18 protein-coding genes and 1 pseudogene are annotated in these 15,634 nt (G+C 71.5%); 11 read left to right on the forward strand and 8 right to left on the reverse strand.

Annotated features, from left to right (window positions below):
* Nucleotides 1-8: 8 nt before the first annotated feature.
* Nucleotides 9-626, reverse strand: a complete 618-nt coding sequence (locus tag RR3_RS16135) for a hypothetical protein (protein WP_010594595.1) — start codon at nucleotides 624-626, stop codon at nucleotides 9-11.
* 243 nt (nucleotides 627-869) lie between these two features.
* Between RR3_RS16135 and RR3_RS16140 the strand changes: the two genes are divergently transcribed.
* On the forward strand, nucleotides 870-1,310 hold the full coding sequence (locus RR3_RS16140; RefSeq protein WP_010594594.1) for an OsmC family protein: 441 nt from the start codon (nucleotides 870-872) through the stop codon (nucleotides 1,308-1,310).
* A 63-nt stretch (nucleotides 1,311-1,373) separates the two neighbouring features.
* Here the strand turns inward: RR3_RS16140 and RR3_RS16145 are convergent, their stop codons facing one another.
* Both RR3_RS16145 and RR3_RS16150 read right to left on the reverse strand, forming a co-directional pair.
* Nucleotides 1,374-1,877 (reverse strand): DUF1990 domain-containing protein, encoded by a 504-nt coding sequence (locus tag RR3_RS16145; RefSeq protein ID WP_017682379.1) that lies wholly within the window; start codon nucleotides 1,875-1,877, stop codon nucleotides 1,374-1,376.
* A gap of 10 nt (nucleotides 1,878-1,887) precedes the next feature.
* On the reverse strand, nucleotides 1,888-2,214 hold the full coding sequence (locus tag RR3_RS16150; protein ID WP_010594592.1) for an antibiotic biosynthesis monooxygenase family protein: 327 nt from the start codon (nucleotides 2,212-2,214) through the stop codon (nucleotides 1,888-1,890).
* A 32-nt stretch (nucleotides 2,215-2,246) separates the two neighbouring features.
* Between RR3_RS16150 and RR3_RS16155 the strand changes: the two genes are divergently transcribed.
* Nucleotides 2,247-2,990: an alpha/beta fold hydrolase gene (locus tag RR3_RS16155; protein ID WP_010594591.1), complete on the forward strand. Its 744-nt coding sequence runs from the start codon at nucleotides 2,247-2,249 to the stop codon at nucleotides 2,988-2,990.
* 7 nt (nucleotides 2,991-2,997) lie between these two features.
* Here the strand turns inward: RR3_RS16155 and RR3_RS16160 are convergent, their stop codons facing one another.
* The gene (locus tag RR3_RS16160) at nucleotides 2,998-3,873 is read right to left on the reverse strand and encodes an HhH-GPD family protein (RefSeq protein ID WP_017682378.1); all 876 of its coding nucleotides are present in this window, start codon (nucleotides 3,871-3,873) and stop codon (nucleotides 2,998-3,000) included.
* A gap of 95 nt (nucleotides 3,874-3,968) precedes the next feature.
* Here RR3_RS16160 and RR3_RS16165 point away from each other — a divergent pair, with 95 nt between their 5' ends.
* Together RR3_RS16165 and RR3_RS16170 are read left to right on the forward strand one after the other, a co-directional pair.
* Complete coding sequence (locus RR3_RS16165) at nucleotides 3,969-4,595, forward strand: carbonic anhydrase (RefSeq protein ID WP_010594589.1); 627 nt, start codon at nucleotides 3,969-3,971, stop codon at nucleotides 4,593-4,595.
* Between the two features lie 58 nt (nucleotides 4,596-4,653).
* Nucleotides 4,654-5,427, forward strand: coding sequence for a hypothetical protein (locus RR3_RS16170; RefSeq protein WP_010594588.1), 774 nt, complete (start codon nucleotides 4,654-4,656; stop codon nucleotides 5,425-5,427).
* A 35-nt stretch (nucleotides 5,428-5,462) separates the two neighbouring features.
* On the opposite strand, the gene disA is transcribed toward RR3_RS16170, so the two are convergent.
* Nucleotides 5,463-6,548: a DNA integrity scanning diadenylate cyclase DisA gene (gene disA, locus RR3_RS16175; protein WP_064066313.1), complete on the reverse strand. Its 1,086-nt coding sequence runs from the start codon at nucleotides 6,546-6,548 to the stop codon at nucleotides 5,463-5,465.
* Between the two features lie 97 nt (nucleotides 6,549-6,645).
* On the opposite strand from disA, the gene RR3_RS16180 reads away from it, so the two are divergent.
* Nucleotides 6,646-7,206, forward strand: coding sequence for a PaaI family thioesterase (locus tag RR3_RS16180; protein WP_010594586.1), 561 nt, complete (start codon nucleotides 6,646-6,648; stop codon nucleotides 7,204-7,206).
* A gap of 54 nt (nucleotides 7,207-7,260) precedes the next feature.
* Here the strand turns inward: RR3_RS16180 and dinB are convergent.
* The 3 genes and pseudogenes from dinB to RR3_RS16195 form a co-directional block, all read right to left on the reverse strand.
* Nucleotides 7,261-8,509, reverse strand: a pseudogene (gene dinB, locus RR3_RS16185) (DNA polymerase IV).
* A 25-nt stretch (nucleotides 8,510-8,534) separates the two neighbouring features.
* On the reverse strand, nucleotides 8,535-9,947 hold the full coding sequence (gene radA, locus RR3_RS16190) for a DNA repair protein RadA (RefSeq protein WP_010594584.1): 1,413 nt from the start codon (nucleotides 9,945-9,947) through the stop codon (nucleotides 8,535-8,537).
* Between the two features lie 92 nt (nucleotides 9,948-10,039).
* Nucleotides 10,040-10,678 carry a copper chaperone PCu(A)C domain-containing protein gene (locus RR3_RS16195; protein WP_010594583.1) on the reverse strand — a complete coding sequence of 213 codons (639 nt, stop codon included), beginning with the start codon at nucleotides 10,676-10,678 and terminating at the stop codon, nucleotides 10,040-10,042.
* A 287-nt stretch (nucleotides 10,679-10,965) separates the two neighbouring features.
* Here RR3_RS16195 and carD point away from each other — a divergent pair, with 287 nt between their 5' ends.
* The 6 genes from carD (at nucleotide 10,966) to RR3_RS16225 (ending at nucleotide 15,633) form a co-directional block, all read left to right on the forward strand.
* The gene (gene carD, locus RR3_RS16200; protein WP_003935974.1) at nucleotides 10,966-11,454 is read left to right on the forward strand and encodes an RNA polymerase-binding transcription factor CarD; all 489 of its coding nucleotides are present in this window, start codon (nucleotides 10,966-10,968) and stop codon (nucleotides 11,452-11,454) included.
* A 27-nt stretch (nucleotides 11,455-11,481) separates the two neighbouring features.
* Nucleotides 11,482-12,174: a 2-C-methyl-D-erythritol 4-phosphate cytidylyltransferase gene (ispD, locus tag RR3_RS16205; protein WP_064066305.1), complete on the forward strand. Its 693-nt coding sequence runs from the start codon at nucleotides 11,482-11,484 to the stop codon at nucleotides 12,172-12,174.
* Entirely contained in the window at nucleotides 12,175-12,651 is a 477-nt protein-coding gene (ispF, locus tag RR3_RS16210) for a 2-C-methyl-D-erythritol 2,4-cyclodiphosphate synthase (protein ID WP_010594581.1), read from the forward strand.
* 11 nt (nucleotides 12,652-12,662) lie between these two features.
* Entirely contained in the window at nucleotides 12,663-14,057 is a 1,395-nt protein-coding gene (gene cysS, locus RR3_RS16215) for a cysteine--tRNA ligase (protein WP_040273817.1), read from the forward strand.
* Complete coding sequence (gene rlmB / locus RR3_RS16220; RefSeq protein WP_010594578.1) at nucleotides 14,057-15,019, forward strand: 23S rRNA (guanosine(2251)-2'-O)-methyltransferase RlmB; 963 nt, start codon at nucleotides 14,057-14,059, stop codon at nucleotides 15,017-15,019. Before cysS ends, rlmB begins: the two co-directional genes overlap by 1 nt.
* 143 nt (nucleotides 15,020-15,162) lie before the next feature.
* Nucleotides 15,163-15,633, forward strand: coding sequence for a hypothetical protein (locus tag RR3_RS16225; protein WP_017680953.1), 471 nt, complete (start codon nucleotides 15,163-15,165; stop codon nucleotides 15,631-15,633).
* The last annotated feature ends 1 nt before the right edge of the window (nucleotide 15,634 follow it).

Consider the following 15,634-nt stretch of genomic DNA (forward strand, 5'->3'; position numbering starts at 1 on the left):
CCGGGACGTCAGGTTCGATGCGGGCCCGGCGGGTCGGCCGGACGCATCGACAGCGCCGCGACGAGGAAGCACAGCGCCCCGACGAACGTGCCGACGTCGGCGAGCCTCGGCGCGAACGTTGCGCCCGCCGGGTCGACGTGGGCGCCGACGGCCGCGGCACCGAAGGCGAGCGAACCGAGCATGTTCAGCCAGGTGCTGCGCCAGTTGCGGGCGTGCGGATCCCACAGCGCATCGGTGTCGGTGGTGGCCACCACCGCCAGGGCACTGCTGACGAGGAAGCACACCGAGCCGACAGCGTCGGGGCGCCACACCAGATTCCGCTCCTCGGTCGCCGTCAGACCGGCGACGAGCGCGAATCCCGTGCTCACGTTGAATGCGAGCGTGCCGACCCACTGCACCGCGGCCGACCACCAGTCGTACCGGTCCACGCGGGTCACCGTCGGCGGGCGGTGCGTCAGCAGCAGTTGCACCGTCGCCGCCGCGGTGAAGAACCACGAGCCCACGAAGTAGAGCAGATTGGAGGTGGCGGCGGGGAGGACGAGCACGCCGCCGGCACCGGCCCCGAACAGGGCGGAACCGACGACGAACAGTCGCGATTCGCGGCGCAGCGTCGGCCGGGTGAACACACCCGCGAACCTAGTGGGCGCGGCCCGGCGTCGTGCAGATTGTGGTTCGTGCGGCGCGTGCCGGGGCGGCTCGCCGCTGTTGCCGGGGCGCTCGCCGCTGTTGCCCGGGCGCCTCGCCGCCGTTGCCGGGGCGGCTCGCCGCCGTTGCCCGGGCGGCTCGCCGCCGTGCGGAAGCAGCGCCGCGCCGCGCGACGTGGCGTAGGTTCGGCTGAGAGGACACGCTACGACGAAAGGGACCGATTGATGCCCACACGTACCTCTCGCACAGCCTGGAACGGTGGCCTGCAGGACGGCGCAGGCCAGGTCGAACTCACCAGCTCCGGCCGCGCCACGTTCGATGTCTCGTTCCCCAAGCGGGCGGCGGACGACGCCGACGGCACCACCAGCCCGGAGGAACTCATCGCCGCGGCGCACTCGTCGTGCTACGCGATGCAGCTCTCGGCGCTCATCGCCGAGGCCGGCGGCACACCGCAGAGCCTCGACGTCACGGCCGACGTCTCGCTCGGCCCGGACCCGAACGGCGGATTCCGGCTCACCGGCATCAAGCTGACGGTCCGCGGCGAGGTCGACGGTCTCGACGCCGACGGGTTCGCGAAGGCGGCGCAGGGAGCCAAGGAGGGGTGCCCGGTCAGCAAGGCCCTGACCGGGGTGGACATCACGCTCGACGCAGCGCTCGAATCCTGAACGACCCGGCGAGTGCGCACGTCCCGCGGCGACGACCGCCGGGAGGTGCGCACTCGCGCTGTTTCAGCCGCCGGTGAGCGCGTCGAGGTAACGGCCCATCATCCACCGCTGAGCGAGCGACAGGACCGGTGCACCGAGGCGGGTGAACCAGCGACCGGGCCGGGAGACGGCAGTGATGTGCCCGAACACCACGCCGTCGGGTCGTCGCTCGACCACGAACGCCTCTTCCCCGCTGATGGGGTGTCCCTCGAGCGTGCCGTAGGCGAAGCCGCGACGGTTCGGCTCGTCGACGACGTAGACCACCCGGCACCACGCCCCCCAGCGCACCGGACCGAAAGGGGGATCCAGCCGTACCTCCAGTCCCGCCCGCGGGGCGGGGGTGTGTGAATCGACGCGAAAACCCGCATGCCGCTGCATGTTCCAGCTTTCGAGCGCCCGGATGGCGGTGCGGAACGCGACATCGCCCGAGCCGAGGCGGGAGGTCAGGTGCGCGTGCCGGAACCCCGCCGGCGTCTCGCCGCGGGTCGCGCCGACGTGCGGGTAGTTGAACGAGCGCTGTGCGTTCACGTCGGCACGCTCAGTCCCGGGCGGCGTCCTCGCCGGTGGCTTTGACGTCGAGTACGACCTCGAACTCGAGCAACGACGCACCCGATGCGACCGGTCGCTTCGCCTCACCGGCGTGCGCCTGCCGGGCCGGGCCGTCCCGCCAGGCCGCGAACGCCTCCTCCGACTCCCACTGGGTCACCACGAAGTAGCGCGACTCGCCCTGCACCGGACGCAGGAGCTGGAATCCGAGGAATCCGGGGGAGTTCTCCACGGTGTGCGCCCGATGCGCGAAGCGCGTCTCCAGTTCCGGGCCGGCGCCCTCGGGGACCTCGATTGCGTTGATCTTCACCACTGCCATGGCGGCGAGCGTACTCCGCTACCTTGGCGGTTGTGTTGCACGACGAAGGTGGTTCCGGGCGGCCGATCCTGCTGCTGCACGGCCTGATGGGCAGCTCCCGCACCTGGCGACGGCACGTGCCGTGGCTGCGCAGCCACGGTCGCGTCCACACCTTCGATGCCGCCGGCCACGGGCGTCCCGCCCCGGACCGGCTCACCACCGAGGCGTTCGTCGCCGACCTCGCTGCGCATGTGGACGACATCGGTGAACCCCTGGTGGTGATCGGGCACTCGATGGGCGCGCTGCACGGGTGGTGCTTCGCCGCCGCGCACCCCGACCGGGTGGCCGGCCTCGTCGTCGAGGACATGGCCCCCGACTTCCGTGGCCGCACCGCCGCGGACTGGGCCGCGATGATCGCGCAGTGGCCGCAGCCGTTTCCGGACGAGGACGCGGTCGTCGGCTACTTCGGCGACGTCGCCGGGCGGTACTTCCTCGATTCCTTCGAGCATCGCGCCGACGGCTGGTACCTGCACGGGGAGGTGGGCACCTTCAGGGACATCTCCGAGGAGTGGGGCTCCCGGCACTTCTGGGACCAGTGGCGGTCGATCTCGGTGCCGGCCCTGCTCGTCGAGGGCGAGTTCACCATCACGCCCGAAGGGCAGATGCGGCGGATGGCCGCCGAGCACCCCCGGTCCCGGTACGTCCGGGTCCCGGGCGCGGGGCACCTGGTGCACGACGAGCGCCCCGGCGAGTACCGCGCCGAGGTCGAGCGATTCCTCGACACGCTCGACGAGTGAGCGCGGCTCAGCCTTCGCCGGCGAGCGCGAAACGCCCGTCGTCGGTCTGCTCGACCAGGCCGTCCACGAGCAGCGAGTGCAGCGCCCGGTCGCGCTGCCCCGGATCCGCGAGCCACACCCGGTCCAGCACCGGCCGCTCGACGGGGACGTCGCTCTCGCGCAACACCGCCATGAGCTTGCCCCGCACCTGACGGTCGGTGCCCGTGAACTTCTGCACCCGTCGCTGCGGGCCGTCGTGGGCGGGCCGGCCGGCCTCCACCCACTCGCACCGCGGGAGCGGACACCGGGCGCAGTCGGGTGAGCGGGCCGTGCAGATCGTCGCGCCGAGTTCCATCAGGGCTGCGGAGAACGTCGCCGCCCGCTCGCGGGTGCGCGGCAGCAGCGCCTCGACGTCGGCCAGGTCCCGCGTCGTCGAGGGATTGCCGGGCTCGGCCGCGCCGTGCACCGCGCGTGCGACGACCCGGCGGACGTTCGTGTCCACCACCGGGACCCGCCGGCCGTACGCGAAACAGGCGACGGCACGCGCCGTGTAGGCGCCGATGCCGGGCAGGGTCAGCAGCACGTCCACGTCCGCCGGCACCTCGTCGCCGTGCTCGGCGGCCAGGACGCCGGCGCACTCGTGCAGCCGCAGGGCCCGTCGCGGATATCCGAGCTTGCCCCACGCGCGCAGCACGTCGGCCCGGCTCGACGCGGCCATCGCCGACGGCACCGGCCAGCGCTGCACCCACTCCAGCCAGATCGGGGCCACCCGGACCACCGGGGTCTGCTGCAGCATCACCTCACTCATCAGGATCTGCCAGCCGGTCACCCCGTCCTCGCGCCACGGCAGATCCCTCGCCTCGGCGGCGTACCACCGCAGCAGGGCGGTCGCGTCGACCGGCATCTCTCACGTCCTCCTGTCGGAATGTCGGACCGATGTGACCTCGCGGTAACCCGGCCGTGCGGGGCGCGTCACAGGCCAGGGTGGATAATGTCCGTATGCCGAACTCCAACCCCATCTCCGCCTGGAAGGCCCTGACCGAGGGTAACCAGCGCTTCGTCAGTGGTACCCCGCTGCATCCCAGCCAGGGCATCGACCGTCGCGCCGAACTGGTCAACGGGCAGCACCCCATCGCCGTGCTCTTCGGATGCGGTGACTCCCGGGTGGCCGCCGAGATCATCTTCGACCAGGGCCTCGGTGACATGTTCGTCGTGCGCACCGCGGGGCACGTGATCGACAGCGCCGTCCTCGGTTCGATCGAGTACGCCGTGGGTGTGCTGAACGTGCCGCTGATCATCGTGCTCGGACACGACAGCTGCGGCGCGGTCAAGGCGACCCTGGACGCCCTCGACGAGGGTCGGATTCCTCCGGGGTTCATCCGGGACATCGTCGAGCGGGTCGCACCGTCGATCCTCATGGGTCGCAACGACGGGCTGTCCACCGTCGACGAGCTCGAGGGCCGGCATGTGGTGGAGACCGCGAAGCTGATCGGTCAGCGGTCCCAGATCATCGCCGAGCGCATCGCCAACGGGCAGTGCGCCATCGCGGGCGTGACCTACAAGCTCTCCGACGGACACGTCCAGCTGCAGGGACACGTCGGCGACATCGGTGTGACGGTCGACTGACGCGACACGCCGACTTCGGTGCGGCGGCCCCTCGCCGGTGGCACATACCGTGGGAGACGTGCTTGAACCGAACGGGCCGCTGCCCCCCGAGATCTACTGGCGTCGACGCGCGCTCGCCGTGGGTGTCGGCGTGGTCGTGCTCGCGCTCGTCGTGTGGCTCGTCCTGTCCCTGACCGGCGGGGGCGACGACCCGGAGCCGGATCCGGCGGCCGCCGGCGTCCTGACGTCCGAGACCAGCACCACCCGCACCCCGACCAGCAGCACGGGGGAGGAGACGGACGAGGATACGGCCGACGGTGTCGCCGCGGCCGGGCCCGGCGGGTCCTCCGGCGGCACCCAGTCGGGGTCGTCCCAGTCGGGGTCGTCCCAGTCGAGCACGCCGTCGGGATCCGCCGCGTCCTCGAGTTCCGCGGCGGCGAGCGCATCCGCCGTCGCCGCCGGGCAGTGCCCGGACCAGGCGCTCGCCGTGCGGGTGACCGCGGACCGGCCCAACTACCAGGTGGGTGAGGAACCCGAGTTCACGATCGTCATCACGAACATCGGCACGACCGCGTGCGAGCGTGACCTCGGCGCGGGTCTGCAGCAGGTGCTGGTGTACTCGCTCGACGGCAGCCGGCGCTTGTGGTCGAACACCGACTGCTTCCCCGAGTCGACCGCCGATGTGCGCAAGCTGGCTCCGGGCGACCAGGCCGCCTTCGCGGTGAAGTGGTCCGGAACGACCTCCGAGCCCGGATGCCAGGCGCCACGGGAGCGGGTTCCGGCCGGCGCGTACACGGTGGTCGGCCAGCTCGGCGGCCTGCGCAGCACCCCCGAGCCGTTCAACATCGCCTGATCCGTCGCCCGACCGGCGCCGCTGCGAGCCGCGGATCAGTCGTACGGGCCGTTGATCGACGACTCCGCCAGACGCGACAGGCCTTCGCGGATGGAGCGCGCCCACAGCCCGCCGATCCCCTCCACGGACTGCAGGTCCGCCGCCGTTGCCGCGAGCAGGCCCTGCAAGCTCCCGAACGAGCTCACCAGCCGATGGATCTGCGAGGACTGCAGCCGCGGCACGCGATGCAGCACGCGATAGCCACGCGGACTCGTCGCGGTGTCCAGGGCCTCGATCGTGCCCGGATACCCGAACACGCGCGCCAACGTCGTCAGATCCAGCAGGTCGACGTCGGTGAGCCGATCCAGCGCGGCCAGGGTCTGCTCGACCGCGACGAGCTGCGGGGCCTCCGAACCGGACAGATAGTCCCGCACGATCAGCTGGCGGGCCAGGTCGTTGTCGCCCACCAGCTCCTCGAGCTGCAGCGCCAGCTGGCGGCCGTCGGTGCCCAGTTGGAGCACCTCCTGTTCGATCTCCACCGAGACGCGCCGCACCATCTCGAGCCGCTGCGCGACGGTGAGCGCATCGCGCAGCGTCACGAAGTCCTCGATCTCCACCACCGACAGCTGCCGGGTGACCTCGTCCAGCCGCGACTTGTAGCGCTCGAGCGTCGCGACGGCCTGGTTGGCGCGCGAGAGAATGGTCGCCGAATCGTTGATCACGTGCCGCTGACTGTCGACGTAGACGGTCACGATGCTCATCGACTGGCTCACCGACACCACCGGGTAGCCGGTCTGGATCGCGGTGCGCTCCGCGGCGCGGTGCCGCGTTCCCGATTCGACGGTCGGGATCCGGTGATCGGGTACCAGCTGCACGTTGGCCCGCACGATCCGGCTGCCGTCGGTGGACACCACGACCGCGCCGTCCATCTTCGACAGCTCACGCAGCCGGGTGGGAGCGAACTCCACGTCCAGCTCGAAGCCGCCGTCGCACAGCGCCGCCACCTCGTCGTCGAAACCGAGAACGATGAGGCCTCCGGTGCGGCCGCGCAGGATGCGCTCGAGACCGTCGCGCAGGGCGGTGCCGGGTGCCAGCCGGGCGATGGTCTCGCGCAGCGTCACGGACGGTGCCACATCGGTCATCGATGGTTCCTTCCCGTGTCCGGCCGGTGCGGCGAACGTCACTTCGTGTCGGTCCGCCCGGTGGAGCCGACCGAACCGCCGACTAGATTACTTCCCCATGAGCGGTACCTGGACCCTGCCCGACGACCTCGCCCTTCCCGAGCTTCCCGACGACCATCCCGGGGCGGGCGCACCGATTCCGTCTCATTGGAGCAAGTGCTTCGGCTGCGGGGACGACCAGCCCGCGGGAATGGCGATGCAGTTCACCTTCGGGGAGGGCCTCGAGGTCACCGGCATGCTCGACGTCGCGAACCGCTACCAGGGCGGTCCCGGTTTCATCCACGGCGGGATCCTGACGACGGCGTTCGACGAGGCGCAGGGCATGGCGTGCATGGTGCTGCGCCGGCCCGTCGTCACCGGCCACCTGCAGATCGACTTCGCCGCGCCCATCCCGCTCGGGTCGGTGCTGGAACTGCGCGCGCGGATCGACGGCACCGTGCGCCGCAAGGTCTACACCAGCGCGGAGGCCCGCATCGTCGAGGGACCGTTCGCCGATCCGGATGTCGTCGTCGCGACGTCGCGCGGGTTGTTCCTCACCGTCGGTGCGCAGCACTTCGACAGGGCGAAGGACTTCGTCGACGGGGTCCCCGTGTCGCCGCACGGCACCTCGTCCGTCTGACACCGGGTCCGTCCGACACCGAGTCCGTCTGACACCGGTCCGTCTGACACCGGGTCACTCCGGGAGGAGGGGCACGGCCGGGTGCGGCCGCCGGCCGAGCACCGAGGCCGAGGTGAGCGCGCGCGTGCCGAACCGGCCGTGCACATCGTCGAGCACGGCGTCCAGTGCGTGACGGTCGAGGGCCGGGTGACCGGCTGCCGCGCCGTCGCGGGCCGGTTCGTCGAACGGCAGCTCGAGCTGTTCGGTGCCCGCGGAGTCGAGATTCGACACGGCCACCCCGATCAGGGTCAGCCCCCGGTCCGAGACCAGTGGCTGCGCGAGGCCGAGCAGTTCCCGCGCGGCGCCGAGGACGACGTCCGTGCGGGCCGTGGGTTGCGCGCAGCGTGTGCGATCGCGTCGCCCGGGAGTAGTCGGCGAAGCGCAGGCGCAGCACCACGGTGCGGCCGGCACGCCCGGCCGCACGCATGCGGCCGGTGACCCGTTCCACCAGCATCCGCAGGGTCGCGTCGACCAACCCGGGATCGTGTCCGGCGGCGCTGCGGGGCCGGCCGAGGGCGTGCTGCGCCCCCACGGACCGGCGCCGACGGTGGGGCCGGACGGGCCGCGGATCGTGTCCGTGCGCCAGCGCATGCAGATGGCGTCCCACCGACCTGCCGAGCAGCGCGACGAGTTCGACCTCGCTCTCCCGCGCGAGGTCGGCCACGCGGTGGAGGCCGTGCGCGTGCAGCGTCGCGGCGGTCACCCTGCCGACGCCCCACAGCCGTTCGACCGGTAACGGACGCAGGAACTCGAGTTCCCGGTCGGGTGGCACCACCAGCAGCCCGTCCGGCTTCGCGACGCCGCTCGCGACCTTGGCGAGGAACTTGGTCCGGGCCACCCCCACCGTGATCGGCAACCCGACCTGTTCGGCGACGTCGCGCCGCAGCCGGGCGGCGATGTCCCCCGGGGTGCCGTCGATCCGCCACAGGCCGGCGACGTCGAGGAAGGCTTCGTCGATGGAGAGCGCCTCGACGAGTGGCGTGGTCTGCTCGAACACCGCGAACACGGCGCGGCTGGCCCGCGTGTACGCGTGCATGCGGGGAGGAACGACGATCGCCGCCGGGCACAGGGCGCGGGCGCCGCGCCCGGACATCGCCGTCGCGACGCCGAAGGCTTTCGCCTCGTAGCTGGCGGCGAGAACGACGCCGCCCCCGCCCACGATCACGGGACGGCCGCGCAGGCGCGGGTCGTCGCGTTGTTCGACCGAGGCGTAGAACGAGTCGAGGTCGGCATGCAGGATGGTCGCGAGACCGGACACGAACACATGTTCGCATCCGGCTCCGACAGGACTACAGTCCCAGCGCGGCCAGGGCCTGACCGACGTTGCCGACCTCGATCGGACCGCCGTCGGAGCCCGGGGGCCGCGACGTCCGCCGCCCCGGCTGCGCGAGTTCGTGCGGCACGATCGCGCGGCCGAAACCGAGCCGGCTCGCCTCTGCGATGCGGCGGCCGGCTCCGGTGACCCGGCGGACCTCGCCGGCGAGGCCGACCTCGCCGAGCAGCACCGTGCCCGGCGGCAGGGGGCGCTCGCGCGCAGCCGACGCGACCGCCAAGGCCAGCGCCAGGTCCGCCGCCGGATCGGTGATGCGCATGCCGCCGACGGTCGAGGCGTAGACGTCGCACTTGCCCAGCGGCAGCCGGCATCGCCGCTCGAGGACGGCCAGTACCATCGCGACCCGTGCCGCATCCAGACCGCTGACGGCACGCCGGGGTGCAGGGTTCTGCGTCGGCACGACCAGGGCCTGCAGTTCGCCGAGCAGGGGCCGTTTACCGTCCATGGTGACGGTCACGGCGGTCCCCGCCACCTCCTCGGTCCGGTGGTGCAGGAACAGTCCCGACGGATCGCTGACGCCCACGATGCCGCCCTCGGTCAGTTCGAAACAGCCCACCTCGTCGGCGGCGCCGAAGCGGTTCTTCACACCCCGCACCATGCGCAGGGTGGAGTGCTTGTCGCCCTCGAAGTGCAGAACCACGTCGACCAGGTGCTCGAGCGAGCGCGGCCCCGCCACCGCACCGTCCTTGGTGACGTGCCCGATGAGCAGCACCGGGACACCGCTGGCTTTCGCGAGCGAGGTCAGCGCGCTGGTCACCGCCCGGACCTGGGTGACGCCGCCGGACACGCCGTCGACGTCGGCGGCGAGCATCGTCTGCACGGAGTCGACGACGAGGAGGGTCGGTTTCACCTGCTCGATGTGACCGAAGACGGTCGCCAGGTCCGACTCGGCGGCGAGGAAGACGCGTTCGTGCACCGAACCAGTGCGGTCGGCGCGCAGGCGCACCTGGCCCGCGGATTCCTCCCCGGTGACGTAGAGGGCCCGGTCGTCGCTGCCGCGCTGCGCCCAGCGATGGACCACCTCGAGCAGAAGTGTGGACTTACCGACGCCGGGTTCCCCGGCGAGCAGTACCACCGAGCCGGGAACGACGCCCCCGCCGAGCACTCGGTCGAGTTCCTCGATGCCGGTGGGCTTCGCGTGGGTGGTCCTGCTGTCGACGAGGGTCAGCGGTGTGGCGGGGGTGGTCGGGAGCAGTGCGGCGGCCCCGGCGCGGGCGAGCGAGGTGCCGGGCCGCGCCGCCACCGCGGCGGGCAACGCCGGTGCCTCGTCCATCGAACCCCACGTCCCGCAGTCGGGACAGCGGCCCACCCACTTCGCGACGGTGTGCCCGCAGTCGGTGCACCGGTAGATCGACTTCGTCTTTGCCACCGCGTCAGCCTAGGACCGGGGGCCGACACGAGAACGGGGCCCGGACCGAGCGGAGTGCTCGGGCCGGGCCCCGGGATGCGTCGGGGTGCCGGTCAGTGGCCGTCGCCCTCGACCGGCGACTTCTCGGAAACGTTGCGCTCGACGTCCGTGCCTGCGTCGACCGGGACCTGCATGGTGACGTCGCCGGCCTCGGCGAAGGTGAACGTGACCGGAATGGTCAGGCCCGGGCGCACGCCCTCCTTCAGGCCGGTGAGCTCGACCTGGGCGACGGACGGGGTATCGGAGGACTCCGCGGCCTCGGCGGGACGCGGGGACTCGTCGGTTGCGGCCTCGGCGGTCGCGTCCTCGGCGAGGGTCTCGCCGGTCAGGCCGGCCGAGATCGACGCCTGCGGCTCGATGCGCAGACCGGACACGCCGGTGGTCGACGACGCGAAGTCGGTCGTGATACGCGTCAGCTCGTCGGGAGTGGTCTCGCTCAGGTTCACCACGGTGAAGCCGAGTGCGGCCTTGCCTCCGGGTTCGAGGCTGTACTCCTCGGAGTCCGGGTAGATCACGTGCACGTTGCGCAGCGCGATGTCCCCGAGTTCGGCGCTGTTGCCGTTGACCGCCGCCACCTGGGTGGCGGTCTGGCTGATCTGGCCGGCGCCGCAGGCGGACAGCGTGAGCGCCGCACCCGCGGCCAGGGCGAGAGCGGTCGCGACTCGGCGAGTCGGCGCTTTGAGAGCAGTCACGGGTTGTCCTCCACTCGAGTAAGGCTCGCAATCCACTAGGCAGAGTAGTAGTCGAAGAGCGCCGAGTCTGCGCCGGGGGCGGAAGTCGTGGCTTTCGTCCTGCCCGGACCGACTCGGCGGGGCCGCCGGGGGCCGCCCCGGGCGACGTGTCGAATATCACGGGATACACGGAACCGGTTGGCTGTCAAGTCCTACGCGCGCGCCTCTGTGCCCCTGACCTGCGCCGTTGATGGGAGCCGGATGTGAGCACGTGTTAAACTCGAAGAATCGAAAGGGGCACGGGACACATGATTTTCAAGGTCGGAGATACCGTCGTATACCCCCATCACGGTGCGGCGCTGATCGAAGCTATCGAAACTCGCACCATCAAGGGTGAGCAGAAGGAATATCTCGTTCTGAAAGTCGCCCAGGGCGACCTGACGGTTCGGGTACCTGCGGATAATGCGGAATACGTCGGTGTTCGCGACGTGGTCGGGCAAGAAGGCCTCGACAAGGTTTTCCAGGTGCTGCGCGCACCGCACACCGAAGAGCCGACCAACTGGTCGCGGCGGTACAAGGCCAACCTCGAGAAGTTGGCCTCCGGAGACGTGAACAAGGTCGCCGAGGTCGTGCGCGACCTGTGGCGGCGGGAGCAGGACCGCGGCTTGTCCGCAGGTGAGAAGCGGATGCTGGCCAAGGCCCGGCAGATCCTCGTGGGCGAACTCGCCCTCGCGGAAGGCACGGACGACGTCAAGGCCGACAGCCTGCTCGACGAGGTGCTCGCCGCCGCTTCCTGAGCGGCCACGCGCACCGCAGAACTGCAGATGAACGATCGCAACGGGCCGGTCGTCGGAATCATTCCGGCGGCCGGCCGTGGTGTCCGCCTGGGCGAATCCCTGCCCAAGGCGTTCGTCGAACTCGACGGGCGCACGATGCTGGACCGGGCCGTCGAGGCCATGCTGACCTCGGCGGTGGTCGACCGGGTCGTCGTGGTGGTGCCGCCGGACCTGGTGGCGTCCGTCGCAGCCACGGCGCCGCCGCAGGTGCAAGTGGTGGCGGGCGGCGCGGAACGCACCGATTCGGTGCGCGCCGGACTGGCGGCCGCGGAGGACGCCGCCCACGTCCTGGTGCACGACGCCGCACGCGCCCTGACCCCACCGGAGCTGTTCGCCCGGATCGTGGCGGAACTGCGCGGCGGTCGCCGCGCGGTGATCCCGGTGCTGCCGGTGGCAGACACCGTCAAGAGCGTCGACGGCGCGGGCCGGGTCACCGGCACCCCCGACCGGTCCGCTCTCCGCGCGGTGCAGACGCCGCAGGGATTCGCCGCCGACCTGTTGCGCCGAGCCAACGCCGGCGCCGGCGACGCCACGGACGACGCGGGCCTCGTCGAGCGTCTCGGCGAGAGCGTGTACACCGTTCCGGGCGAACCGCTCGCCTTCAAGATCACCACACCGCTCGATCTGGTCCTGGCCCGCGCCGTGCTCGCGGCCGGGACCCCCGTCGGACAGGAGAGCTGAGTGCGCGTCGGGATCGGTACCGATGTCCATCCGATCGAACCCGGACGGCCGTGCCGGCTGGCCGGGTTGCTGTTCGAGGATGCCGACGGGTGCGCAGGGCATTCGGACGGGGACGTCGCGGCGCACGCGCTGTGCGACGCCCTGCTCTCCGCGGCCGGTCTCGGCGACCTCGGTTCGGTCTTCGGTACCGGCCGCCCGGAGATGCACGGCGCGAGCGGGGTGTCGATGCTCGCCGAGGTGCGGCGCCTGCTCGACCTGCAGGGCTTCACGATCGGGAACGCGGCCGTCCAGGTGATCGGGAACAGGCCGAAGATCGGTCCCCGCCGCGACGAGGCGCAGCAGGTGCTGTCCGAGGTCCTCGGGGCGCCGGTGTCGGTGTCCGCGACGACGACGGACGGGCTCGGGCTGACCGGGCGCGGCGAGGGCGTCGCCGCCGTCGCGACGGCACTCGTCCTTCCGCGCGACGACGACCGGTAGGATTGCCGGTCGTGACCTTGCGCTTGTTCGACACCGAATCGCGGGCCGTGCGGGATTTCGTTCCGCTGATCCCCGGCCGGGCTTCGGTGTACCTCTGTGGCGCGACGGTCCAGGGCGAGCCCCACATCGGCCACGTGCGCAGCGGCGTCGCGTTCGACGTGCTGCGGCGCTGGCTGATGGCGAAGGGCCTGGATGTCGCCTTTGTGAGAAACGTCACAGACATCGACGACAAGATTCTGCGCAAGGCCGCCGAGGCAGGCCGCCCCTGGTGGGAGTGGAAGACGACGTACGAGCGGGCCTTCGCGCACGCCTACGATCGGCTCGGAGTGCTGCCGCCGTCCGTGGAGCCGCGCGCGACGGGCCACGTCACCCAGATGGTCGAGCTGATGCAGCGCCTGATCGACGCCGGCCACGCCTACGCGGCCGACGGCAACGTGTATTTCGACGTGCTCAGCTACCCCGAGTACGGCCGGTTGTCGGGGCACCGGATCGACGATGTCCACCAGGGGGAGAGCGCGGGGAGCGGCAAGCGGGACCCACGTGACTTCACCCTGTGGAAGGCGGCCAAGCCGGACGAGCCGTCGTGGCCGACACCCTGGGGTCGCGGCCGCCCGGGCTGGCACCTCGAGTGCTCCGCGATGGCCGAGTACTACCTCGGGGAGTCCTTCGACATCCACTGCGGCGGCATGGACCTGGTCTTCCCGCACCACGAGAACGAGATCGCCCAGGCCAAGGCTGCCGGCGACGGGTTCGCGCGGTACTGGCTGCACAACGGCTGGGTGACGATGGGCGGCGAGAAGATGTCCAAGTCGCTCGGCAACGTGCTGTCCATCCCGAACGTCCTCGCCCGGGTGCGCCCGCAGGAGCTGCGCTACTACCTGGGCAGTGCCCATTACCGGTCCATGCTCGAATACTCCGACGCGGCTCTGCACGAGGCGGCGGCGGGGTACCGCGGACTGGAGTCGTTCGTCCTCAAGACCCGGGACCGGGCCGGCGAGATCCCGGTGGGAACGTGGACCGAGGAGTTCGCCGCCGCCCTCGACGACGATCTCGGCGTGCCGAAGGCGCTCGCCGAGATCCACGGTCGGCGCAGCGAGGGCAACAAGGCGCTCGACGCCGGCGACCTGGACACCGCGGTGCACATCGCCGGACAGGTACGCGCCATGCTCGGGATCCTCGGGGTGGACCCGCTCGACCCGCACTGGGCCGAGGTGGCCGGCAGCGATTCGGCGGCCCTCGAGGCCCTCGAGGTGCTGGTGTCCGCAGAACTCGAACGCCGGCAGGCGGCGCGGGCTGCGAAGAACTGGGCGCTCGCCGACGAGGTGCGCGATCGATTGACGGCGGCGGGCATCGAGGTGACCGATACGCCCAACGGACCCGAGTGGTCCCTGAAAGCAGGGCAGTGATGGCTGGTAATTCTCAGCGACGAGGTGCGGTCCGCAAGGGCGGCACCAAGAAGGGACAGGTCGTCGGGTCCGGTGGGCAGCGCCGCCGCGGCCTCGAGGGCCGCGGTGCCACCCCCAAGGCCGAGGACCGTCCCTACCATCCCGCCGCGCGGCGCGCCCGTGCTGCGGCGAAGACCGCCGACAAGCGCGGCCGCAGCACGGCCGGCCGCAAGGGCGAGGACGGCCCGGAGATGGTGCTGGGCCGCAACCCGGTGGTGGAGTGCCTCCGCGCGGACGTTCCCGCGACGGCACTGTACGTCGCCGTGGGCGCCGAGGCGGACGAGCGACTCAAGGAGGCCGTGCAGCGGGCCGGGGACGCCGGCATCTCGATCCTGGAGGTCCCGCGCGGCGAGCTCGACCGGCTCACCGCCAACGGCATGCACCAGGGCATCGGATTGCAGGTTCCGCCGTATCGCTACGCCCATCCGGACGACCTGCTGGCCGTCGCCCACGACAACCACGAGCGGCCGCTGTTGGTGGCTCTCGACAACATCACCGACCCGCGGAACCTCGGTGCGGTGATCCGGTCGGTCGCAGCGTTCGGCGGCCACGGCGTGCTGATCCCGCAGCGTCGCAGCGCTGCCGTCTCGGCGGTGGCATGGCGAACCAGCGCGGGTGCTGCGGCCCGCCTCCCCGTCGCCCGGGCGACCAATCTGACGCGCACCCTCAAGGACTGGCAGTCCCGTGGGGTCCGGGTCGTCGGTCTGGATGCGGGGGGCGATACCACCCTCGACGATTTCGACGGTACGGACCCGGTGGTGATCGTCGTCGGCTCCGAAGGCAAGGGGCTGTCCCGACTGGTCCGCGAGACGTGCGACTCGATCCTGTCGATCCCGATGGCCGGTGACGTGGAGTCGCTCAATGCGTCCGTCGCTGCCGGTGTCGTGCTCGCGGACATCGCGCGTCAACGCCGCATGCTGTAGTTCCGTCGGCCGTGCGGCCGGTGTCGTTCCGTCGGCCGTGCGGCCGGTGTCGTTCCGTCGGCCGTGCGGCGGGGGTCGGGGAACCGTTCCGCTTCCGGCCGCGTCGAATCGGGTAGAGCTGATCGACAGCGGACGGGGGACACATGGCACAACGAACCGAATTCACGGGACGGATCGGAATCGATCCGCCGCTGAACCGACACGAGATCGACTTTCTCGTCGCGTTCGCCGGATCGGCCAGTGGCCCCCACCGGTCCCCGGCCGACGGGCTGCCCACCCGGGGGCGACCGCTGTCGTGGTGCCAGTGGGTACCCACCGCCGACGGCGCCGCGCTGGTGTGGAACGGCGGCGAGTGCTTCTACTTCTACACGGAGTGGCTGGCCTACCTGATCGACACCTTCCTCTCGCGCCGGGCGCGGCTGCGGCGTGCCTCGCGTGCGGCGGTCCCGGCCGGGAACTTCACGTTCGATCACGTTCTCACCGGCACGGTCGACGTCCGCACACCGGCCGGCACGCTGCGACGAATCACCGTGCGGGACAACCATGTCCAGGAGTGCGTCGTCGCCGGGCCGAGTCCCGTGGTCCGGCCTCCGGGAGATGTGGCGGTGTCCTGAG

Source organism: Rhodococcus ruber NBRC 15591, assembly GCF_001894945.1.
In the GTDB taxonomy this organism is placed as follows: Bacteria; Actinomycetota; Actinomycetes; order Mycobacteriales; family Mycobacteriaceae; genus Rhodococcus; species Rhodococcus ruber.